Below are 22,452 nucleotides of genomic sequence, written 5' to 3' on the forward strand. Positions count from 1 at the left end.
CCGGATCCAGCCCGATCCTCAAATCGGAAACTGCGTCGTCGACAGCACCTGCTTGAGCACCATGAACGAGCGAATCTGCCGCACGCCCGGCAGGTAGAGCAACTGCTCCGCGTGGAGGCGGTTGAAGCTCTCGCTGTCCTTGGTCCTGAGCATCATGATGTAGTCGAACTCGCCGGTGACTTCATGGCATTCCATACAGCCTGATACCTTCTGCGCCGCTTTCTCAAAGGCGGCGAAGGACTCGGGCGTGGACCGGTCCAGCACGACCCCGATGATGACCAGCATCCCCGCGTCCAGGGGAGCCGGGTTCAGCAGCGCCACGACGCCGCGGATCAGGCCATCCGCTTTCAGGCGTTCCACGCGGCGCAGGCATGCGGGCGGGCTGAGGCTGACCTTGCCCGCCAGGGCCAGGTTGGAGATGGACGCATCGCGCTGCAAGGCGCGCAGGATGGCCTTGTCCGTGCGATCCAGCACCGGCGCGGGCTGTGCGGAGGTCTCGGATTTCGAACGAAATTTTATTCTGCTTGTTGCCATTTCTACGAAATAAAGAGAATTTCTGGGTGCTTGCTGTCTATTTATCGTGCAAGAAGTTGCAGATCTTTGCAAGCACCTTTCGCCCCAGCCTTCTTATGATGATTCCAGATGCGGCGTCGCGCGGCGTCCGTGCGAATGCCGGGCTTTGCGGCTGCAAGGCGCCCGCATGCCAACCGCAACCTGGAGCCAGTCATGAACCTGAAGCAATTTCCGCGTCATTCCCTGACCTTCGGCCCGACGCCGATCCATCCGCTATCGCGGCTGAGCGAAAGCCTGGGTGGCAAGGTCGAGCTCTATGCCAAGCGCGACGACTGCAACAGCGGGCTCGCCTTTGGCGGCAACAAGACGCGCAAGCTCGAATACGTCATTCCAGACGTGCTGGCGCAGGGCGCCGATACGCTGGTCTCGATCGGCGGGATCCAGTCGAACCACACGCGCCAGGTTGCCGCCATCGCGGCCCACCTGGGGCTGAAGTGCGTGCTGGTGCAGGAGAACTGGGTCAACTACTCCGACGCGGTTTATGACCGCGTGGGCAACATCCAGATGTCGCGCATCATGGGGGCCGACGTGCGCCTGGTCAGCGAAGGCTTCGACATCGGTATTCGCCCCAGCTGGGAAGAAGCCATGGAGAGCGTGCGCAAGGCGGGCGGCAAGCCCTACCCGATTCCGGCAGGCTGCTCGGAGCATCCGCTCGGCGGTCTCGGCTACGTAGGCTTCGCCGAGGAAGTGCGGGAGCAGGAAGCCGGACTCGGCTTCAGGTTCGACTACATCGTGGTCTGCTCGGTCACCGGCAGCACGCAGGCGGGCATGGTGGTCGGATTCGCTGCCGACGGCCGCGCGGACCGGGTCATCGGCATCGATGCATCGGCCAAGCCGGAACCGACGCGCGCGCAGATCCTGCGCATCGCCCGCCATACCGCGGAGCTGGTCGGCCTCGGCCGCGACATCACTGAAGCGGACGTGGTGCTGGACACCCGCTATGGCGGACCCGAATACGGCCTGCCTTCGGCCGGCACCCTGGAGGCCATCCGCCTCAGCGCCAGGCTGGAGGGCATGATGACGGACCCGGTCTATGAGGGCAAGTCCATGCAGGGCATGATCGACATGGTCCGTCGCGGCGAGTTTCCGCAAGGATCGAAAGTCCTCTTTGCGCACCTCGGCGGGGTGCCGGCACTGAACGCCTACAGCTTCCTGTTCAAGGACGGCTGATTCCATGCGCAGGTGCGCAGCCGGGATTCCCCGGATGCCCGGTTAATCGTTGCCCGCCTGCGCGCCGGCCCCAAAGCGCAGGCGCAGGCTCCGGTCAGCATCGTGCAGCGAACCGTCCGCCGCTTCCACCACGCGGTGCAGGTAGTCTTCGCTGGCGTCTAGCAGCGCCCCGTACAGGGTGTGGCACAAGCCGCGCGCGGTGCGGCCGGGCCAGTCTTGCGGCAGCATCGCTTCGGGCAGGTTGGGGTCGCGCAGCAGCACGCGCCGGTATTCGTGCACCAGCAGCGTCCGCACAAAGAAGGCATCGGCCGGAGCAAGCCCGGCGGCCTCTTCGGCCAGCGGCGTAAAGCGGCGCAGCAGCGCCTGCCAGGCAGCGGCCACGTCGCCGAGCTTGAAGGTCTGGTGCATCAGCGCCTGCAGCGGCCGGATGGAAAACGCCTCGAGGCTGCTTGCCTCCATCACCGCCACATCGTCCTGCGCGCGTGCGGCCTGGAGGATTTCGCGCAGCGAGGCGAGGTCCGCATGGGGGTGGGCCATCACCCCTGGCGCGATGGCGCCGAAGCCCTCCCACAGCAATTCCCGCTTCAGCTTCTGCCGGACCGTGGCGCGTACGTCACCGCGCACCATCACCAGGGTCCAGCGGCCGTCCCATTCGGATGCCTCGCCCGCATAGATGCGCTTGCCGGCGTGCAGTACACGCTGCAAACCGGCGTCTGACAGCCCGTAGTAGCTGCGCCGCCCCATCCTGGTCGCGGCCAGCCAGTCGTCGGCGGTAAGGCGGAAGGTGGCGGTGCGCACCAGCCGGTCATTGATGCCGAACGGCGCCGCCAGCCGGATCAGGCTGCCCAGCCAGATGGCCTGCGGCCGCGGCGCCACCACATCGCCGAACAAGGTCACCAGCATGGAATTGGCGCCCAGCTTCAGCCCGCGTGCCAGCCGCGCCACGCGGGGAGAAACCGGATCTGTGCCTGGCGTCGCCATCGGCCCGCTCCCTGAAGTGATACACAAATGCAGATTGATTGAATCAAATTGTATCACTACCATCCGTTGCAACTGACGATGTTGATGCAGGTCAAGACCCCGATTCAGAGCAACCAAGAGCGGAGCAAAGGATGTACGCACAGCTGGTGGAGACAGGAGCGACGAGGCTTCGCGCCATGGAAGAAATGGAGCCGCAGGAGCGCGAGTTCCAGGCGCGCGTCGATGCCGGGATCAAGATCGAGGCCAAGGACTGGATGCCGGAGGCCTATCGCAAGACCCTGGTCCGCCAGATCTCGCAGCATGCCCATTCCGAGATCGTGGGCCAGCTGCCGGAAGGCAACTGGGTCACCCGCGCGCCGACGCTGGAGCGCAAGGCAGTCTTGCTGGCCAAGATCCAGGATGAGGCCGGCCATGGCCTGTATCTCTACAGCGCGGCCGAGACCCTGGGCGTGTCGCGCGACCAGATGCTGGGCGACCTGCACACCGGCAAGGCCAAGTATTCCAGCATCTTCAACTACCCGACGCTGAGTTGGGCCGACATCGGCATGATCGGCTGGCTGGTCGACGGCTCGGCCATCATCAACCAGGTGCCGCTGTGCCGCTGCTCGTTCGGGCCCTATGCGCGCGCCATGGTGCGCGTGTGCAAGGAAGAGTCGTTCCACCAGCGCCAGGGCTACGACATCCTGCTGTCGCTGTGCAACGGCACCCCCGAGCAGAAGCAGATGGCGCAGGACGCGCTCAATCGCTGGTGGTGGCCGGCGCTGATGATGTTCGGCCCGTCCGACGGCGATTCGCCCAACAGCGCGCAATCCATGCAATGGCGCATCAAGCTGTTCTCCAATGACGAGCTGCGCCAGAAGATGGTCGACCAGACCGTGCCGCAGGCAGAGTACCTGGGCCTGGCCATTCCGGATCCCGAACTGAAGTGGAACGAGGAGCGCGGCCACTATGACTTCGGCGAGATCGACTGGTCCGAGTTCTACAACGTCATCCAGGGCAACGGCCCCTGCAACCGCGAGCGCCTGCGCACCCGCGTCAAGGCCTGGGAAGAGGGCGCGTGGTTCCGCGATGCCCTGGTGACCCACGCCGACAAGCAGGCCCAGCGCGCCGCCGCGTGACCCCGCGGCGCCCGGCGCCGCCATCCATCCAACGCAATGACACAGGAGGTTGCCATGAAAGAGTGGCCGCTTTGGGAGATCTTTATCCGCAGCCAGCACGGCCTGGCCCACAAGCACGTGGGCAGCCTGCACGCGCCCGACGGCGAAATGGCGATCAACAACGCGCGTGACGTCTATACGCGCCGCAACGAGGGCGTCAGCGTCTGGGTGGTGAAGGCCGGCGACGTGGTCGCCAGCAGCCCCGGCGACAAGGGCCCGCTGTTCGAGCCGGCCAACAGCAAGGTCTACCGCCACCCGACGTTCTTCCCGATGCCGGAAGCCGTCAAGCACATCTGATACGGCCCGCATGATGGACAACCACAAGCTCGAATACCTGCTGCGCCTCGGCGACGCCACGCTGGTCCTTGGCCAGCGCCTGTCGGAATGGTGCGGCCGCGGCCCGGCGCTGGAAGAGGACATCGCGCTGACCAATGTCGCGCTCGACCTGATCGGCCAGACCCGGCTGTGGCTGGGCTACGCCGCGGAAGTGGAGGGCGCCGGCCGCAGCGCCGACCAGATGGCCTACCTGCGCGACGCGCACCAGTTCCGCAACCCGCTGCTGGTGGAGCAGCCCAACGGCAGCTATGCCGATACGCTGGCGCGGCAGTTCCTGTTCGACACCTGGCACTACTTCCTGCTCGACGGGCTGCAGCGCTCGACCGATGCCCGCATCGCCGAGATCGCCGCCAAGTCGCTCAAGGAAGTGACCTACCACGTGCGCCGTAGCGCCGACCTGGTGGTGCGCTTGGGCGACGGCAGCGAAGAGAGCCACCGCCGCATGCAGGATGCCTTCAACGACCTGTGGATGTTCAGCGATGAGCTGTTCGAGTCCGACGCGGGCGACGCCGCGCTGGTGCAGGCCGGCCTGGTGCCGGATCCCGCATCACTGGCCGAACCGTGGCAGCGCCACGTGGCCGCGGTGCTGGAAGAAGCCACGCTGCAGCTGCCTGCGGGCACGTGGTCACAGAGCGGCGGCCGCCACGGCCGCCATACCGAACACCTCGGCTACCTGCTGGCCGAAATGCAGTTCCTGCAGCGCGCCTATCCGGGCGCCAGCTGGTGAACGCCATGACTGCGCAAGCGATCGCACGCCCGGCGCTCGGGCAGGTCTGGACCTGGCTCGATACGGTGCCCGATCCCGAGATCCCGGTGATCTCGGTGGTGGATCTCGGCATTGTGCGCGACGTGGCATGGGAGGACGACGCCTGCGTCGTCACCATCACCCCGACGTACTCCGGCTGCCCGGCCATGACCGTGATCCGGGAGGAGATCGAGCGCACGCTGGCTGCGCAGGGCATTGCCAGCGTGCGCGTGCGAACGCAGCTGGCGCCGGCCTGGACCACCGACTGGATGACGCCGCGCGGCAAGGCCAGCCTGGGCGGCTACGGCATTGCGCCGCCGGCCCAGCAGGTGATCGACATCAGCGGCATCAGCCGCAAGGCGGCGCCGGCGCTGGTGGTGGCGTGCCCGCACTGCGGCTCGCGGCACACGCGGCTGGTGAGCCAGTTCGGCTCGACCGCCTGCAAGGCCCTGTACCGCTGCAGCGACTGCAAGGAACCGTTCGATTACTTCAAGGCGCACTGAGCCAGACCGGGGTAGTGAGATGAGCAAATTCCATGAACTGACCGTGGCCTCGGTCACCCGCGAAACCCGCGATGCCGTGGCCGTGACCTTTGCCGTGCCGGATGAACTGGCCGACACCTACCGCTACATCCAGGGCCAGCACCTGACGCTGCGCACCGGCATCGGCGGCGAGGACGTGCGCCGCTCGTACTCGATCTGCTCGGCGGTGCAGGACGCGCAGCTGCGCGTCGCGATCAAGCGCGTCGACGGCGGCCTGTTCTCCAACTGGGCCAACGAACAACTGCAGCCCGGCATGAAGCTGGAAGTGATGCCGCCATCCGGCCACTTCCACGTGCCGCTGTCTGCCACGCAGGCGAGGCACTACGTGGCCTTCGCCGCCGGCAGCGGCATCACGCCGATGCTGTCGATCATCAAGACTACGCTGGAGGCCGAGCCCCAGAGCCGCTTCACGCTGTTCTACGGCAACCGCGCCTCGTCTTCGGTGCTGTTCAAGGAAGAGCTGGAAGACCTGAAGGACACCTACCTGCAGCGCTTCAACCTGGTGTTCGTGCTCAGCCGCGAGCAGCTGGATATCGACCTGTTCAACGGCCGCATCGACGGCGAGAAGGTCAATGCCTTGCTCAAGCACTGGGTCAAGCCGCAGGACATCGACATCGCCTTTATCTGCGGCCCGCACTCGATGATGGAAGAGGTGTCGCAGGCGCTGCTCGACAACGGCGTGGACAAGGCCCGCATCAAGCGCGAGCTGTTTGCCACCAGCATTCCCGCGGCCCGCCCGGCGGCGCATGCGCACAAGCAGGTGGGGCAGCAGCAGTGCGAGGTCACGGTGATCCAGGACGGCCGCACGCGCTCCTTCACGCTGGAGAAGAACAAGGAGACGGTGCTGGATGCCGCGCTGGCGCAAGGCATCGAGCTGCCTTACTCATGCAAGGGCGGGGTCTGCTCGACCTGCCGCTGCAAGCGCATCGAAGGCGAGGTCGACATGGACGTCAACTTTGCGCTGGAGGACTACGAAGTCGCGCGCGGCTTCATCCTCAGCTGCCAGAGCTACGCCGTCAGCGACAGGCTGGTGATCGACTTCGACCAGGAAACCTGAAGCGCTTCCCGCGGCAATCCCTTGCCGCCATCCCGAACCATACGCAAACCATTCTGCCCCCGGAGCAAGCCGTGTCCCATCCGTTTTTTGAACGCCACCAGGCGCTGCTGGAACAAGCCACCCAAGCCATTGCCGAGCGCGGCTACTGGAGCCCGTTCAGCGAAATGCCGAGCCCCAGGGTCTACGGCGAAACCGCCAACGCCGACGGCAAGGCTGCCTTCGAGGCCCGCCTGAACCGCCCGTTCGCGCTGTCGCAGCCGGGCACCGTCGGCCAGGCCGGCAAGGAAGTCTCGCCCTACGGCGCGGAACTGGGCATCACCTATCCGAAGCCCGACCTCGACCAGCTCTTTGCCGGCATGGCCGAAGGCATGCCGGCCTGGCGCAAGGCCGGGCCGGAAGCCTGGGTCGGCGTGTCGCTGGAAATCCTGCAGCGCCTGAACCGCCGCAGCTTCGAGATTGCCTACGCGGTAATGCACACCACCGGCCAGGCCTTCATGATGGCCTTCCAGGCCGGCGGCCCGCACGCGCAGGACCGCGGGCTGGAAGCGGTGGCCTACGCCTGGGACGAGATGCGCCGCATTCCGAAGCAGGCCATCTGGGAGAAGCCGCAGGGCAAGAACGAGCCGCTGCGCATGGAGAAGCGCTACAGCGTGGTGCCGCGCGGCGTGGGCCTGGTGATCGGCTGCTGCACCTTCCCGACCTGGAACGGCTATCCCGGCCTGTTCGCCAGCCTGGCGACCGGCAACGCGGTGGTGGTCAAGCCGCACCCGGGCGCGATCCTGCCGCTGGCGATCACCGTCGAGGTGGCGCGCGAGGTGCTGCAGGAAGCCGGCTTCGACCCCAACCTGGTCACGCTGGTGGCCAACGACCCGACCGAGCGCATGGCGTCCACGCTGGCGCTGCGCCCGGAAGTGCGCCTGATCGACTTCACCGGCAGCAGCGCCAATGGCAACTGGCTGGAGCGCAACGCGCACCAGGCCCAGGTCTATACCGAGAAGGCCGGCGTCAACCAGATCGTGATCCACTCCACCAGCGACTTCAAGGGCATGGTGCGCAATATCGCGTTCTCGCTGGCGCTGTACTCGGGCCAGATGTGCACGGCACCGCAGAACATCTATGTGCCGAAGGGCGGCATCGACACGCCGGAAGGGCACCTCAGCTTCGACCAGGTGGCCGCGGCGATCGGGGAGGGCGTGGTCAGGCTCACCAGCGATGCGGCCAAGGCGGTGGAGCTGCTCGGCGCGATCCAGAACGACGGGGTGGTTCAGCGCATCGAATCGTCGCGCGCACTGGGCGAGATCGTCGCCGACAGCCGCGTGCTGGAACACCCGGAGTTCCCCGGCGCGCGCATCCGCACGCCGCTGGTGCTCAAGGTGGACGCCAGCGACGAGGACAAGATCATGCAGGAATTGTTCGGCCCGATCTCGTTCATCGTCGCCACCGACAACACCGCGCACAGCATCGCGCTGGCGCACCGCGGCGCGAAGGAACATGGCGCACTGACGTTGTCGGCCTACACCACCGATGCCGGCATGGCCGAGGGCATCCGCGAAGCCGCCGAGGACGCGGGCGTGGCCCTGTCGCTGAACCTGACCGGGGGCGTGTTCGTCAACCAGTCGGCCGCGTTCAGCGACTTCCACGCCACCGGCGCCAACCCGGCAGCCAATGCCTCGCTGTCGGATGCGGCTTTCGTCGCCAACCGCTTCCGCGTGGTACAGAGCCGTTCCCATATCTGATGCAGTCGCAGTACCCGGCGCCGGCCCCCAATAGAAATGCGGCGCAATCATAACGATGATGGAGTAGACAATGGTTCAACGCATCCCCAACCCCAACGAGCTGGAGCCGATCGAGCGCGCCAGCCGCGACGAACTGCAGGCGCTGCAGCTGGAACGGCTGAAATGGAGCGTGCGCCATGCCTACGACAACGTGCCGCATTACCGCAAGGCCTTCCATGCGGCCGGGGTGCATCCGGACGACCTGCAGTCGCTGTCGGATCTGTCGAAGTTCCCGTTCCTGACCAAGCAGGACCTGCGCGACAACTATCCCTTCGGCATGTTCGCGGTGCCGCGCGAGAAGGTGGCGCGCGTGCATGCGTCGAGCGGCACCACGGGCAAGCCGACCGTGGTCGGCTATACCGCGAAGGATATCGATACCTGGGCCAGCGTGGTGGCGCGCTCGATCCGCGCCGCCGGCGGCCGCGCCGGCGACCTGGTCCATGTCAGCTATGGCTACGGCCTGTTCACGGGCGGCCTGGGTGCCCACTATGGCGCCGAGAAGGCCGGCTGCACGGTGATCCCCATGTCCGGCGGGCAGACCGAGAAACAGGTGCAGCTGATCCGCGAGTTCGAGCCCAACATCATCATGGTGACGCCGTCATACATGCTGAACCTGATCGAGGAGATGGAGCGCCAGGGCATGGATCCGTCGGAAAGCTCGCTCAAGGTGGGCATCTTCGGCGCCGAGCCGTGGACGGATGCGATGCGCGCCGAAATCGAGGCACGTGCCGGTATCGACGCGGTGGACATCTACGGCCTGTCTGAAGTCATGGGGCCGGGTGTCGCTTGCGAATGCATCGAGAGCAAGGACGGTCCGGTGATCTGGGAAGACCACTTCTACGCCGAGATCATCGATCCGGTCACCGGCGAGGTGCTGCCGGATGGAGAAGAGGGCGAACTGGTGTTCACGTCGCTCACCAAGGAAGCGCTGCCGGTGATCCGATACCGCACGCGCGACCTGACGCGCCTGCTGCCGCCCACCTCGCGTTCGATGCGCCGCATCGGCAAGATCACCGGCCGTTCGGACGACATGCTGATCATCCGCGGCGTCAATGTGTTCCCGTCGCAGATCGAGGAGCTGATCCTGAAGACGCCGGCGCTGGCGCCGCAGTACCAGCTGGTGGTGACCCGCGACGGCCACCTGGACAAGCTGGAAGTGCGCGTCGAAGCGCGGCCCGGAGGTTCGGCACCCCTCTGCGCGGACGACCGCGCGATGCTGGAGCGCGAGCTGAAGGACCAGATCAAGACCTACGTGGGCGTGACCACGCGCGTGCAGGTGGTGGATGCGGACGGCATCGAGCGCACCACGGTCGGCAAGGCACGGCGGGTGCTCGATATGCGGCCGAAGTTCACGCACGAGCAGCCGGTCGGGGCGATCTGAACGTATCGCATGAACTGACAAGCCATTGCATGTGTGCTCCCTCTCCCCATGCGGGGAGAGGGAGCACACCGCCGCAAGAGTTCAAGTCTCAACGAACCACTCAACGATGGCGCCCACCCAGAGGCGCCGTGCCCCCTGCGCCAAAGGAGACCACCATGGACGCGCGACAACTGGAAACCATCCAGAACCACCCCGATTTCATCCGGCTGACCAACGGGCGGACCCGCCTGGGCTGGTCGCTGACGCTGGTCATGCTGGCGATCTACTTCGGCTTTATCCTGCTGCTGGCGTTCTCGCCGGCCACGCTCGGCACACCGCTCGGCGCGGGTGTGATGACGGTGGGCATTCCCGTCGGCGTGGCGGTGATCGTCTCGGCCGTGCTGCTGACCGGGATCTACGTGTACCGGGCCAACCGCGACCTGGATCCGCTCAACGAACGCGTGCGCAAGGAGTGCCGGGCATGAAACCCGCCAACCGTTACCTGTGCGCGGCCCTGCTCGGGCTTGCCAGCATGGCCGCCGCGGCGGCCCCCGCCATCCAGGGCGATGCCGCGCCGCGGCCGCTGAACTGGAGCGCCATCGTGATGTTCCTGCTGTTCGTGCTGTTCACGCTCGGCATTACCCGATGGGCCGCGCGCCGCACGCGCTCGGCATCCGACTTCTATGCCGCCGGAGGCGGGCTGAGCGGCTTCCAGAACGGCCTGGCCATCGCCGGCGACATGGTCTCGGCTGCCTCCTTCCTCGGCATCTCCGCGATGATGTTCGACAAGGGCTATGACGGACTGATCTACGCGCTGGGCGTGGTGGCGGGCTGGCCGATCATCCTGTTCATCGTCGCCGAACGGCTGCGCAACCTTGGCCGCTATACCTTTGCCGACGTGGTGTCATACCGGCTGGCGCAGAAGCCGGTGCGGATCACCGCCGCCTGCGGCACGCTGACGGTGGTGATCATGTACCTGGTGGCGCAGATGGTCGGCGCCGGCAAGCTGATCGAGCTGCTGTTCGGCACCAGCTATGAGTCCGCCGTGGTGATCGTCGGCCTGTTGATGGTGCTGTATGTGATGTTCGGCGGCATGCTGGCCACCACCTGGGTGCAGATCATCAAGGCCGCGCTGCTGCTGGGCGGCGTGACCTTCATGGCGGTGATGGTGCTGGCGTACTTCGGCTTCAGCCCGGAAGCCATGTTCGCCGGCGCGGCGAAGGTGCATGACAAGGGGCTAGCGATCCTGTCTCCGGGCGGGCTGGTGTCCAATCCCATCGATGCGATCTCGCTGGGGGTGGGCATGATGTTCGGCACCGCGGGCCTGCCGCACATCCTGATGCGCTTCTTCACGGTGGCAGACGCCCGCGAGGCGCGCAAGTCCGTGCTCTACGCCACCGGCTTCATCGGCTACTTCTACGTGCTGATCCTGGTGGTGGGCTTCGGTGCGATCGTGATGGTGGGCGCGGATCCGGCCTACCGCGACGCGGCCGGCAAGATCATCGGCGGCAGCAATATGGTGGCGGTGCACCTGTCGCACGCGATCGGCGGCGATCTCTTCCTGGGCTTTATCTCGGCGGTGGCGTTCGCGACCATCCTCGCGGTGGTGGCGGGCCTGGCCCTGTCGGGCGCTTCCGCGGTCTCGCATGACCTGTACGCCAACGTGTTCCGCCGCGGGCAGGCCAACGAGAAGGACGAGATCCGGGTGTCCAAGGCGGCCACCCTGGTGATCGGCGTGCTGGCCATGGTGCTGGGCGTGATGTTCGAGAAGCAGAACATCGCCTTCCTGTCCGGCCTGGTGCTGGCGATCGCGGCCTCGGTCAACTTCCCGGTGCTGTTCCTGTCGATGTTCTGGAAAGGCCTGACCACGCGCGGCGCCGTGGCCGGCAGCCTGGCCGGGCTGGTGTCAGCGGTGGCGCTGCTGGTGCTGGGCCCGACGGTCTGGGTGGGCATCCTGCATCATGACAAGGCGATCTTCCCGTATGCCAACCCGGCGCTGTTCTCGATGACGCTGGCCTTCGCCAGCGCCTGGCTGGCGTCGGTGCTGGACCGCTCCACCCAGGCCAGCACCGAGCGCCAGCGCTATGGTGCGCAGTTCGTGCGTGCGATGACCGGGATCGGGGCTGCCGGGGCGAGCCAGCATTGATCCGGGGGGGCAGGGCCGCGTAGCAGCAACGCTATTCGGTCAGTGGTTTCTGCGGCAGCCGCGCCGGCGGGCGCGGCTCTTCCCCGGTAATGGCGGTGAACTCGCCGCGGGTAAGGTTCTGCTTGTCGCCATTCGACAGGTGCAGGACTGCATAGACGTCGCCTTCCTCCTCCGGCAAAACCCGCACGCTGATAATGTGGTCGGGGTTGAGAAAGAAGCCCGGCCTCAGCTCGATAAGATGCCCGGGCATGCTCTGCTGAGGCGGCGGAGTCTTCGCCGCTCGCGCAGCGGAGCCGTGCCCTCGGCGTGGGAGGTCCGTGTTTTCATCAGGTGGGGGCTTCTTCTCCATTTGCCAACTCCTGCTATGGCCCGGGCACGGGCATTACTTCAACAGATCGTCATGCAGTCGCCGTCGCAAGCCGGCAGCTTCGGCAAGCAGCGTTCCGGCGGACCGGCCTCGTACGAGCACACCAGATAGGCACGGTGTACCACACCGGCGTCTTCCGGAAACAGGAAGTCGCCGATCACGACCGGTCTCTCGTCGCTCAGGTACGGGAACGGGTACTCGATCACACCATGGAAGAGGCACGGCCAATCCTCGCTGGCCACGCAGGTCAGGAAGAAGCGGTCGCAGCACGCTTCGCCGTCGTCCTCGCATGTGCAGTCGCGATCTGGCACGAACTCGATCTCATGGTTGCGCGCGCCGCTGCAGCCTTGGGCCTCGAACCACAGTTCGACGCGGCGCATGCGCACCGGCCGCTGGCCCGGCAGGTACGGGAACATGCCGCGGCTCATGCGCAGCGTGAGCGCACGCGTGCAGCCGGGCATTTCTGCCGCCGGCACGGCTGCCTTGAACCGCTGCCACGCATCGGCGAAGTCCTGCTTCCAGTCAAAGAAGCGCAGCCCCGCGCCGGGCAGCAGGCAGGACGCGGCGGCCCAGCTTGCCTTGCGCAGCAGCGCTCCGCCTTCGCGAGCGGTGTAGCTCAACTGGACGATCAGGTCGCTTACCGTGTCAATGTCGAACGCGTTGGTCTCGATGGGCAGCTCGATGCGCCAGCGGCTGACCGCCCCGGCGTATTCGAACGGCAGGTAGCGCTCGTCGCGGAAATTGAGCTCGAACAGCCCCGAGTCGTTCTGCCCGGTGGAAGTTGCGATCGCTTCGGTTGCGCCATAGCGCTTCACGATGCGCGGATCATCCCTGGTCGCCTCGTAGCGCCGGCGCTCGCAGCAGCCGCAGGTGCATTCGCCAGGGCAGCAGTCTTCGACGTCGAGCAGCGTGGGCTCGATGCGGGTCGCGCTGCTCAGCAGCGTCAGCTTGCAGTGCACGCCCGTGTAAGGGCCCACGACAGAGGGGATGGTCAGGCTGACGCTCTTGACGCGGCGCAGGTAGTGTCCGGGGTATTCGCGGTCGAGGCGCCATTCGGGAATCTCGATCTCGCACATGCCTGTCGCCTTCAGCTGCAGGAACGCGAGCGGAAAATCAATCCGCAGCGACAGCCGCGTCACCAGCTCCTGCTCGCGCCGGTTCTGGTCGTAGTACGCCTTTTCCATTGCGCGCAGCGACGTCGACAGCCGCTCGCCGGCCAGCAGGCCTTCGTGCAGACCGTCCCAGATATCCGGTGGCAGTTGCGTCTGCGTGGTCAGCTCGCGTTCCAGCTGGAACGCGCGTTGTGCCTGGCGTGCCCAGCACCAGGCGATCTCGAACATCTGGTGGTGCAGCGCCGCTGTCTCCTGCTGCAGGAACAGGTAGAGCGCGTGATTGGTGAACTTGTCGCGCAGGAAGTCCTGCAGCTCCGCCGCCTGCTGCTTCTGCTGCACCAGGTTGTTCAACTGGCGCAGCGCCACGCCGCGGCGCCGCTCGGCGCCAAGGATCTGCCGCTCGATCTGCTGGATCTCGATATCGAGCACCGTGACCTGGAGGATCCAGTCCGCCTCGCGACGGTCCCATCCACCCTCGGTCAGTGCCAGGCCGGCCTGCGTGCCGTTGATATCGGCAACCGTGTAGAGAATCCTGGCGGCCGCGGCGAACGCGTGGGCCAGCTTGGTGCCGATCGGCATCTGGAACACCGACACCGGGGTGGACGCGATCCCGGCAACGCCGGTCGTATTGTCCGGAATCAGGTTCATGACCTGGCCGACACCTTCCACGATGTTGCCGGCGGCGCGCGTGGTCATGGAAACGCCGGTCAGGTTCTGGTAGGCCTGCTCCTTCGGGATCAACCCATTCGCGATCAGGTCGCTGTAATATTGCCGCCGCGCCTGCGCCCCCTGCTTGGTCTTCTGCAGTGCCTGCACCTGCCAGTCCGCTTCGCGGAATTCCATGCGGCGGATCTCCTCGGTCAGGTTGAGGAGCTGGCGTTCGTGCGCGGCACGCATGGCCGCGAGGAACTCGGCATCCCCTTTCTCGAATGCGGCCTGCAGCTCGGCGCCAAACGTGCGGACCTCGTTCGCCGTCTCCACCGCGCGCTGGATGAGGAAGGGGAAGCGGTACGGGCTGGGCGGACAGCAGCAGCCGTCGTCGTCAAGGCAGTTCGCGGCCGCGGTCTTCCATCCGCGCCGCACCGGATTGTCGCCCCAATATGAGGTATCCAGATTGGGGACGCCGCCCGCCAGCCGCGCCTTCGTCAGGCAGCGGTGCAGGGCGTCCAGCTGGTCGGCGACGCGGTCGTAGATCTCCATCAGGCGCGGGTTGAGCGGGGCGAACCGCGGGATAAACGCGGTTACCGTCTGCGCTTTGGCGCCATCATCCTGGCCGAAGATCGTGCGCGGCCGCTCGCCGAGGAATCTCGAGAGCGTGTCGAGGCGCAGCCGCGCCATGGCGTAGCCCTCGGGGGAATGCCGGCACATTGCCGCCTGCGTATGCTGAAGCAGCGTCTCGAGATACGCCAGGACGACGCTTCGCTGCCGGGACGCAAGCTCCGTCCTCACCAGTGTGTCGCAGCACGGATCCTGGCCGGTGCGCATGCGGCCGCGCGTCGACGCCGCCGCGCGCGGGGTCGATGCTGCGGCAATGCCGCGGCCAGCGGGCTGTGGGGGATTGGCCGGGGTATTCGGATTTGGCTCGTTCGAGCCACCGGGAACGTTGGTCCCGGGGATCGTCCCGGTCGACGGCGGCTGCGGCGTGCGGCAGGTCGCCCAGCGCAGGTCCTTGTCGCCAGGCGCGAAGTAGAGCTCGTACCATTTCAGGGCTGCCTCGAAGCGGCAGTGGGCGCGCAGCGTTCCGGCGACCGTCATCGCGGTCGAGTAGAGCGAAGGCTCAAGCGGGGCGCCGGAGGTGAAATAGACGAAGAACGGATATGCCTGCAGCAATGGAGCGAGCGGTGCCGGCGCCAGGGGCGTCGCGATCACCTCGGGCGTTACGACGGCGGTATCCGGCGTAATGTCGTAGCGGAAGCCCCACGGCGACGGGTCCGTATGGCCCGGCGGGAGCGCCGCCGCGTTCGTGATCCGGAACCGAAGAGAGTCAACCTCGCGGCCCAGGAATTCGAGCTGTGGCTCGCCGCCGGCAGGATTGACATGCGCGCCGTCGTCGGTGATGCGCGGGGTCTGGAATTCTCCGTTATGCACGCGGCACCATGCGAGCTTCACCATCGGCCGCGGCGGCCAGGCCAGCAGCTGCGGCAGGCGGTCACGGCGATGCCAGTCCGAGGTCATGTCGGGCGGCACGACACCCCAGTCCGGGTCCTGGAACAAGGATGGATCGGCGGGATTCAGAACACCCGGATCGTAGTACTCGGAGTTCACCAGCCAGAAGTAGTACTCGTCCATGACCGGCGCATGCACGCGTCCGCACTCGGCACAGCACACCGAGCCCGACGTCTCCGGCAGCATGAACGCCGACGTGGCGGGCGGCTCCCCGGCAGCGGCAATGCGCAGGAACCGCGTGCCGAGGCGGACCGCCGCCTGCAGCCAGAGCGGAAGCTGCGGAGACTCAGCGCCGGGCGGTGTTCCTGTGGACGCGTTGGCAGGCACCGTAGCGGCGAGCATGCCGCGAGCGGCCCCCGGGACATTGTTCGTCGTGCCCGGGGTCGGGCCGGCAGACAGCTGGAGCTGCGACGGCGCCAGCCAGCTGGGTCTCGCGTGGCGCTCGGGCCGCCCCATCAGCCCGAGGTTCTCGGGCTGCGGCACCTGCTTCAGATGCGACGGGTCGCGATGTTGCAGCGCGGTCAGTGACGGATGGGCCGGCCAGTAGGGTCCGGGCCAGTACTCCATGCCGCCGGGTTGCGGCGCAGTCAAGGTGGCGCGCCGCAATTCGGATTCGAGGAAGCGGAACGCTTCGGCCTGGAGCGCGCGTTCGTGCTCGGTCCACTCGACGTAGTTCTCCTGGTACAGCGTGCGGCGGCGGCAGGCCTGCCAGATGTGGAAGGTCACAAAAAGCTTGTCCCATGCCGAGGCAAACGCCGGGGTCACCACGAAGGTCGGCTCCTGCGCCAGGCGTGCGCGTTCCACGAACGACTGCACCGCCGTAACCGCCTCTTCAATGCGGCTGATCTTCTGGCAAATGCCAGCATCGACGTCGACCAGCAACAACGCGCTGAGATCCTTCGCCGACGTCGCGAACCCGCCTGGCACAAACGGAAGCGGGACCCGGTTCATTCCGGTGAGATACGCGACCAGCGCGGTGCGTCCCCGCTCGCGCAGCAGGTTGTTGAGGTGCTCGATGTCGGCGTAACGCAGCGGGTTGCCGCGCTCGATCATGCCGTCGCGGTAGAACCTTGTCAGGTTCGCGTTGCCGCTGGCCATTGCCGCCGGCGCGCTCGCTGCCCAGGCATCGGGCTGTGCCTGGGCGAGGTCGAGCGGAACGAACGCCTTCAGCAGCCGCCTCACCCACGACGCGGCGTGCCAGACGCGGATTGCCCAGCGATCGTCCGACAGCCTGGCCCAATCGACGGATACGCCGTCGTGGAATTCGAGGACAAGCGCGGCATGATCCATGTCGACGCCAAGGTCCATCAGCAGCGGCACGGGATCGGCGGGCTGCTGGTTCGACGCCTCGACGAAGCAGAGCCACGCGAGGCGCTCAGCCCGTTGCTGGACCGCCCGCCGCATCACCGTGTAGTCATGGACGCGCTCGAACCAGTCGAAGAGCGCCTGCCGGCGCTTGACCGACGGCGTCGCGCGCTGGTCGAGCGGCGCCGGTGGCTTGCGCTCCGGATCGCCATTGTAGGTGTCGCCAACCGGCAGGAAATTGAAGTCCAGATACGCGCGGTGCGATGTATACGGGGTGCCGGGAACGTAGGTGAAGCCGGCAAACAGGCCTGGCGACGACAGCATGTACTCGGCCTCGGAAACGTTTGCCCGCGCCACCAGGCGTGCCGACAGTCGCAGCCGGTGGCAGAACAGCAGCGCCTTGAATGCGCGCTGGTAGGTGCGGCGGATGTCGCGCAGGCTGCTGGTGTACTGCAGGGCCAGATACGCCTTTGCCGACGGCACCGCCGCCTGCGCGCTGGTCAGCTCACCCGGTGAGACGTCGCGATACAGGCGCTCGGCCGGCAGCTCCGCAATGCAGTCATCGGTGTCCGGGCCCTGGTACTTCACCGTGAAGCCGGTGCGGGCGCGCGCCAGCTCCTGCTTCTCGTCGAACTCGGGTGGCGATTCCTCGAAGTCGATATCGATGAAGTAGGCGCCGCGCTTCAGATGCAGCGGGCCGGACGCACGGTCCGCCGCCGGCTCGTCCGCCCAACCGTAGTTCAGCAGTCGGAACGTCTTCTGGCCGCGCCGCAGGTTGACGCGCCATTTGTTGTGGCTGCACGCCTCGAAATCGGGCGCATCGCAGTCCGGTGCCGGTGCGCCGGCGAAGAATGTGTACGTGCCCGATGTCTCGACGATGAGCACGCCGGTCCAGCGTGCGGTGTAGCCTTCGGCGCCCGCCAGCGGCTGCCCGTCTGACTCGCGGATCGCCAGGCCGTTGCGCAATACGGCGAACTTCAGTGCCGCCGGCGGCAGTGTGAAATCCAGGTCCGGCACGACCCCGGGAAGCGGCGCATTCCAGGCGTTGCCCGCCTGCGAGAACGCCGTCATCGGTCCGCGCAGTTCGGGCCATGAACTCCCGCTCGCGCCTTTCACCTCACCGAGCAGTCCGGTGCCGGTAAGGCCGGTCAGGGCGGCAAAGGCACCGCCCGCTGGCAACGGCCATGAGAAGCTGGCGGGCGGCTTGCCGTTATCCTGCTCCCACGCCGACGCTGCCTTGTTCTCGTCGCCGAGCAGGCGGAGAAGGATCAGCCACGCCAGATCGGCTTCCGCGTCGGTGCCGTCGGAGGCGTAGCCCACATGCGCGGCAAGGTGCTCCGCGACGATGCGCGCGCGGCGTGAGAACTCCACGAACGCGCAGCGGAAGTATTCCCAGCGCCGGGTCTCATCCGCTTCCTGGACCAGCGCTTGTTCAGCGGCGGCGAGGCTGGGGAACAGGAACGAGAACCGCGCGAGCTCGGCACGCGGGGCGAAGTACAATTGTTGCACCGCCTTGCGCTCGGCGTGCGTCAACTGTTCGATCGCATTGAGCTTGAACAGCACGTCCTGGTCGAGGAGCGGCAGGGACGTCGCCAATTCCTTGGCGACGGCATCGTACTGGAACGGTCCGGGATGCGGGTGGTTCCACATGCTCGCGACGGTGGCCCCGAGGGCTGAGCGATACTGGCGCGCCTGCGGACTGACCGGAAATCCCGCGTCAGCAAGCATTCCTGGGAAGAAATGCTCCCCAAGCTCGCGCAGCGGATCGGTGCCCGGCGCAGGCTCGTACCCGAAGTCGGTCCGCATCGCGGTGACGAGAGCGGTCCAGGTCAGCGCGGCGATTTCCTCTTCCGTTGCGTGGACGTCCAGCAGCTTGCGCCGCAGGCACCACAGGTCGTGCGGATGCCCTTCCTCCGGGAAGTCGAACGGCTGATCGAGCGCTTCGTTCTTGTCCTGCTGGCAGAAGGGATCGTCGCCGTCGAGATGCTGGTCGACCGAGAACAGGTACAGCAGCTCGCCGGTGGTGAACCACGAGCCATAGACCTTGGCCAGGATTTCCGTGAAGCGCAGGGTGCCGGACGGTTGTGCATTCCACGGCCTCGCGACCGGATCGAAGCCGCTCAGCAGCGACAGCGTGTCGAGGTTGTCGCGCAGGATCTTGATGAACTCGGGCGGACGATGGCGGCGGTGGCTGCCCGGACGCCGGCCGGGCGCGTGCCCGCGCTCGGCGCGGTCCTCGATACGCCCGAGCAGATGGTCCACGGCCCAGTCGAACGACGCGGCGGGCGCGGCGGCCCACAGGCCAAGCAGGCGTGTGCGAGCCGATCCGGTTGCGTCCGGTGCCGCGTCCGGGTCGGTGCCCAGCACGAGCCGCCAGTCGTCTCGCAGGATCTGGAAGGCGGCCAGCTGGCGGATGAACACCGGGTTGACGTTCGCACCCTGGAACAGGCCGAGCACCAGACTGATGTCGCGCAGATCCGCAAAGCTGTAGCCCGCGCCGGGCAGGCACCTGAGCGATCGCCACAGGCGGATGAAGACGATCAGCCGCCGCAGCGCATCTTCAGGCGCCTGCGGATTGACGAACTGGATGACGAGATCTTCCGGGCAGCACGGTTCGCAATCCGGGAATCCGGCATTCGGCGTCGTCCCCGTGGCGCCCGTGGTCCGCCCGGCAGCGGTCCCTGACGCGGCCGGTTGCCGTTCAAACTCGACAAACCTGGCTTTCCAAAGCTCGAGGAACTCGCAGTAATCCAGCCCTGTGCGCCTGAGGAACTCCGGCACATGCACGACGATCGACTTCCAGTCGACCCCGTTGATCGTGGCCGACGGGAAGCCGTACATCTTGAGCAGGTCGGCCGGGCCGATTGGATCGACGTACAGCGTCTGGTACTCGTCCGGGGACAGGCGCAGGTACTCGATTGCCAGCTCGATCCGCACCGGATACCGCCACAGATGCTTCTGGAAGTCCGCCGCCTCCTGCTTCGCGTCGATCGCGAACTCGGTGATCTCTTCGCGGAACGCGCGCATGGTCGCGAACCGCGACGTTCCCATGCCGCACAGGTACGTGCGCGAAATGTCGAGCGGCTGCGAGTAGGGCAGCAGCGGCGAGGAAAAATCGCCGGCGAGCTTCACATAGGCGCCGGGCTTCTTCACTGGCGTTGCCGGCGTCGAATGCTCCGGCAGCGCGGCGAACAGGGTATTCGGCGCGTGCCCGGTGCCGTCGTCCGCGTCGGCGGGTCTTAGCGCGTGCCCGCCCAGCGTCGTGGCGCTGGTGTCATAGACGACGCCAGGAGCGCCGTTGTCGGCGAGGTCCTCGAGGTTCTCATTGACGATATCGATCAGCGGCAGCGTGGTGTGGACGTTTGCGGCGGTGGCGTGAAGGCTGCCGAGCGCACCACGGCGCGGCGCGACCAGGTCGGCGAGCGTGGCGCCGGTTGCCGCCGGATGCTCGCATGTGGCGCCGATGCCGGTCGCGAGCAGATCCTGCAGATACGTCACCGGCCCGAGCGGCGACAGGTGCCATGGCGGGATGCAGTTGATGAGCGATCCGTCCGGATTGACTGGCGTGAACGGACCGGGAAGCGCCGGCGGTGCAGCGCCCGTCGCGCCGCCGGCCGCGGCCTGGATTGCCGCGGCAAACGGATAGGCCACCGTTCCCGTCAGCGCGTACTCGAACTCGGCGGCCGACAGCGCCTGGATTTGTGCCCGCGAGGTGAATCCGCGCGCGTAGAGCGCTTCGAGCAAGGAGAACTGCAGCGCCGCCGGCCCGACACCGGTGGTCGCGCGCAGCAGCTCGTCGATGGTCTTGAGCGCGTCAAGCAGCCACGCCTGCGCGGCCGCATCGCTGGGGAACACGGCCTGCAGCGCGTTCACGATGGCGGGCGCGCCCCAGTTCGCCACCGGAAATGCAAAGCCGGGGGCGGCCGCGAGGAACGCAGCGAAGGGATCGCCGGCGGCGATCGGAATCGACAGCGCGTTTGCGATCGCGCCCACAGGCGGCGCCGGCGCGATCGACAGCACTTCAAAATACTTCCGCAACTGGCGGATGAACGCCTCGACCCGCTCCGCGGGCGTGCCAGGGTTGGTGAAGTCCGGAAGCAGGCCAACGTTGGCGGGGAGGAAGAAGGCGTGCCACTGCTGGACCGTGCGTGCCTTGAGCTGGGCCACGTTGGCGACCGGGATGCCCTTGATCGCGGCGATCAGCGCGGCAGATGCCGGCGTGACCGCAGTCTGCTGCGTGATGACGGCGAGTACCAGGTCGAGGTGCCCGGGTACCAGCGCGGCCGGGAACGGGCTCTGTTGCCAGAACGGGTCGATCGACGGCACCATCTGGGCCAGCCATGCCGTGACCAGCGCGTTCACGTTGGCGTTGAGCGGACAGAGCGGGGCGCGCTGCACGCGGCCCCGGCCGATTGCGGCGAGCCGGCGCGCCGCGTTTTCGGGCGTCGTGGCCGGGGCGGCGATGATATTGGCGTCCAGCGCGGCCTTGATGGACGCAACGATGCGCGATTCGTCATCGTCGGTGGCCATCCGGTAGCGCTCCTGGGCGGTGACGTTCGTCGCCAGGACCGCCGAGAGCGCATAGAAGTATTCGGCAGGAACCTGGAAATCCAGGACCAGCCCGCCATCGTTCACGATCACGACGTCTGCCCGACGGAACGTTGCGCCCGGGGCCGGCGGAGGGCCGGGTTCCACCGGGAAGCGCAGGCCAACGCGTCCGGGGTTCGCGCTCTGCTGTCCGGACCACACCGCGGCTGACGCGGCGAAGACGTACTGCGCCAGGCGATCCGCGTTGGCGTTCTGTAGTGCGTAATACCCGAGCAGGCTGGCTTCATACTGCTTCCGGTCCATGTCCGCCTTGTCGCGCTCGTCGGCGCTCCACGACGTGTCGGTCGGCGGGCGCGTATACATGTCCTCGAGCCGGCGGTTGTTCGGCCGCTCAGGCGGAGGCGCGATCTGGCGGTTCCAGATGATCTCGCGCGAGACCTGGCGCGACTGCGCCGCGGTCAGCGGGCTCCGGTTGGCGAGCGTGGCGCCGCCGCCCGGGTCCTGCGCCAGCACCTTGTTGATCGCATTGCGCAGCGGCACGAACTTGGGCGGCGTGCCGTCGGGCGGCAGCTCAACGAAGGCGGCATTCGGATCGAGCGCGACCGCGGGGTCCGGCAGCGTCAGCACGACCGCGGGGGGATCGACGCCGATGTAGGTCAGCGGATTGTTCGAGAGCGGTGCGTTCGGCTCGACCTTCACGTTGAAGTCGAGCCGCTCGTAGGCAACGAGTTGCGTGCCCTGCCTGATCTCGAGGCGCAGATCGGTCGTGTTGAACTCCGCCGCGGGCGGGGTCAGCTCGATGATCGCCGTCGCCACCGCTTCAAGGCGTACGTCCGGGAATGGCGGCGCGGGCAATGGGTTCACCTGCACCGGATATACGGAGAAGTGCTGCACGATCCGCTGGTTGGCGGGATTGAATGCCGGGCCAACCGCATTGATGCCCGCATTCGGGATCCAGGCCCCCTGCGCCTGCCCAACCAGCGTGCCATCGGCTGAGTTGCCGAACGACAGGTCGAACGCGCGGATCGTCAGGTTGTTGAGATAGCTCTTGAAACTGGCGCCGCTGGTCGGCTTCATTGGCGCGAGGCGGACAAGGATGACTTGTGGCATGA

At 66.9% G+C, this 22,452-nt stretch carries 14 protein-coding genes; 10 read left to right on the forward strand and 4 right to left on the reverse strand.

Going from position 1 to position 22,452, the window contains the following annotated elements; genetic code table 11:
- Window positions 1–18 precede the first annotated feature (18 nt).
- The gene (locus C265_RS27090; protein WP_081050152.1) at window positions 19–534 is read right to left on the reverse strand and encodes an Lrp/AsnC family transcriptional regulator; all 516 of its coding nucleotides are present in this window, start codon (window positions 532–534) and stop codon (window positions 19–21) included.
- Window positions 535–726: 192 nt separating this feature from the next.
- Between C265_RS27090 and C265_RS27095 the strand changes: the two genes are divergently transcribed.
- A complete protein-coding gene (locus C265_RS27095; RefSeq protein WP_010809318.1) occupies window positions 727–1,743 on the forward strand; it encodes a 1-aminocyclopropane-1-carboxylate deaminase in 1,017 nt (338 codons plus the stop codon).
- 42 nt (window positions 1,744–1,785) lie between these two features.
- Here C265_RS27095 and paaX read toward each other — a convergent pair whose 3' ends face one another.
- Entirely contained in the window at window positions 1,786–2,724 is a 939-nt protein-coding gene (gene paaX / locus C265_RS27100) for a phenylacetic acid degradation operon negative regulatory protein PaaX (RefSeq protein ID WP_037025427.1), read from the reverse strand.
- Window positions 2,725–2,855: 131 nt separating this feature from the next.
- Here paaX and paaA point away from each other — a divergent pair, with 131 nt between their 5' ends.
- The 9 genes from paaA (at window position 2,856) to C265_RS27145 (ending at window position 11,842) form a co-directional block, all read left to right on the forward strand.
- Window positions 2,856–3,842: a 1,2-phenylacetyl-CoA epoxidase subunit PaaA gene (gene paaA / locus C265_RS27105; protein ID WP_010809320.1), complete on the forward strand. Its 987-nt coding sequence runs from the start codon at window positions 2,856–2,858 to the stop codon at window positions 3,840–3,842.
- 54 nt (window positions 3,843–3,896) lie between these two features.
- The gene (paaB, locus tag C265_RS27110; protein WP_010809321.1) at window positions 3,897–4,178 is read left to right on the forward strand and encodes a 1,2-phenylacetyl-CoA epoxidase subunit PaaB; all 282 of its coding nucleotides are present in this window, start codon (window positions 3,897–3,899) and stop codon (window positions 4,176–4,178) included.
- 10 nt (window positions 4,179–4,188) lie between these two features.
- Window positions 4,189–4,944, forward strand: a complete 756-nt coding sequence (gene paaC, locus C265_RS27115) for a 1,2-phenylacetyl-CoA epoxidase subunit PaaC (RefSeq protein ID WP_010809322.1) — start codon at window positions 4,189–4,191, stop codon at window positions 4,942–4,944.
- Window positions 4,945–4,949: 5 nt separating this feature from the next.
- Window positions 4,950–5,465, forward strand: coding sequence for a 1,2-phenylacetyl-CoA epoxidase subunit PaaD (gene paaD / locus C265_RS27120; protein WP_010809323.1), 516 nt, complete (start codon window positions 4,950–4,952; stop codon window positions 5,463–5,465).
- Window positions 5,466–5,484: 19 nt separating this feature from the next.
- The gene (gene paaE, locus C265_RS27125; protein ID WP_010809324.1) at window positions 5,485–6,561 is read left to right on the forward strand and encodes a 1,2-phenylacetyl-CoA epoxidase subunit PaaE; all 1,077 of its coding nucleotides are present in this window, start codon (window positions 5,485–5,487) and stop codon (window positions 6,559–6,561) included.
- 71 nt (window positions 6,562–6,632) lie between these two features.
- A complete protein-coding gene (paaN, locus tag C265_RS27130; protein ID WP_010809325.1) occupies window positions 6,633–8,297 on the forward strand; it encodes a phenylacetic acid degradation protein PaaN in 1,665 nt (554 codons plus the stop codon).
- Window positions 8,298–8,367: 70 nt separating this feature from the next.
- Window positions 8,368–9,717, forward strand: coding sequence for a phenylacetate--CoA ligase PaaK (gene paaK, locus C265_RS27135; protein ID WP_010809326.1), 1,350 nt, complete (start codon window positions 8,368–8,370; stop codon window positions 9,715–9,717).
- Between the two features lie 155 nt (window positions 9,718–9,872).
- On the forward strand, window positions 9,873–10,181 hold the full coding sequence (locus C265_RS27140) for a DUF485 domain-containing protein (protein WP_010809327.1): 309 nt from the start codon (window positions 9,873–9,875) through the stop codon (window positions 10,179–10,181).
- Window positions 10,178–11,842, forward strand: coding sequence for a cation acetate symporter (locus tag C265_RS27145; protein ID WP_010809328.1), 1,665 nt, complete (start codon window positions 10,178–10,180; stop codon window positions 11,840–11,842). Before C265_RS27140 ends, C265_RS27145 begins: the two co-directional genes overlap by 4 nt.
- 31 nt (window positions 11,843–11,873) lie before the next feature.
- On the opposite strand, the gene C265_RS27150 is transcribed toward C265_RS27145, so the two are convergent.
- Entirely contained in the window at window positions 11,874–12,191 is a 318-nt protein-coding gene (locus C265_RS27150; protein WP_011617180.1) for a hypothetical protein, read from the reverse strand.
- Between the two features lie 38 nt (window positions 12,192–12,229).
- Window positions 12,230–22,450 (reverse strand): neuraminidase-like domain-containing protein, encoded by a 10,221-nt coding sequence (locus C265_RS27155; protein ID WP_010809330.1) that lies wholly within the window; start codon window positions 22,448–22,450, stop codon window positions 12,230–12,232.
- Window positions 22,451–22,452: the final 2 nt, after the last annotated feature.

The sequence above is a fragment of the Cupriavidus sp. GA3-3 genome (assembly GCF_000389805.1).
In the GTDB taxonomy this organism is placed as follows: Bacteria; Pseudomonadota; Gammaproteobacteria; order Burkholderiales; family Burkholderiaceae; genus Cupriavidus; species Cupriavidus necator_D.

What these genes read in the sequence shown, in the direction of transcription:
- C265_RS27090 (WP_081050152.1), bottom strand. Translation starts at nt 534, where the DNA reads ATGGCAACAAGCAGAATAAAATTTCGTTCGAAATCCGAGACCTCCGCA.
- C265_RS27095 (WP_010809318.1), top strand. Translation starts at nt 727, where the DNA reads ATGAACCTGAAGCAATTTCCGCGTCATTCCCTGACCTTCGGCCCGACG.
- paaX (WP_037025427.1), bottom strand. Translation starts at nt 2,724, where the DNA reads ATGGCGACGCCAGGCACAGATCCGGTTTCTCCCCGCGTGGCGCGGCTG.
- paaA (WP_010809320.1), top strand. Translation starts at nt 2,856, where the DNA reads ATGTACGCACAGCTGGTGGAGACAGGAGCGACGAGGCTTCGCGCCATG.
- paaB (WP_010809321.1), top strand. Translation starts at nt 3,897, where the DNA reads ATGAAAGAGTGGCCGCTTTGGGAGATCTTTATCCGCAGCCAGCACGGC.
- paaC (WP_010809322.1), top strand. Translation starts at nt 4,189, where the DNA reads ATGATGGACAACCACAAGCTCGAATACCTGCTGCGCCTCGGCGACGCC.
- paaD (WP_010809323.1), top strand. Translation starts at nt 4,950, where the DNA reads ATGACTGCGCAAGCGATCGCACGCCCGGCGCTCGGGCAGGTCTGGACC.
- paaE (WP_010809324.1), top strand. Translation starts at nt 5,485, where the DNA reads ATGAGCAAATTCCATGAACTGACCGTGGCCTCGGTCACCCGCGAAACC.
- paaK (WP_010809326.1), top strand. Translation starts at nt 8,368, where the DNA reads ATGGTTCAACGCATCCCCAACCCCAACGAGCTGGAGCCGATCGAGCGC.
- C265_RS27140 (WP_010809327.1), top strand. Translation starts at nt 9,873, where the DNA reads ATGGACGCGCGACAACTGGAAACCATCCAGAACCACCCCGATTTCATC.
- C265_RS27145 (WP_010809328.1), top strand. Translation starts at nt 10,178, where the DNA reads ATGAAACCCGCCAACCGTTACCTGTGCGCGGCCCTGCTCGGGCTTGCC.
- C265_RS27150 (WP_011617180.1), bottom strand. Translation starts at nt 12,191, where the DNA reads ATGGAGAAGAAGCCCCCACCTGATGAAAACACGGACCTCCCACGCCGA.
- C265_RS27155 (WP_010809330.1), bottom strand. Translation starts at nt 22,450, where the DNA reads ATGCCACAAGTCATCCTTGTCCGCCTCGCGCCAATGAAGCCGACCAGC.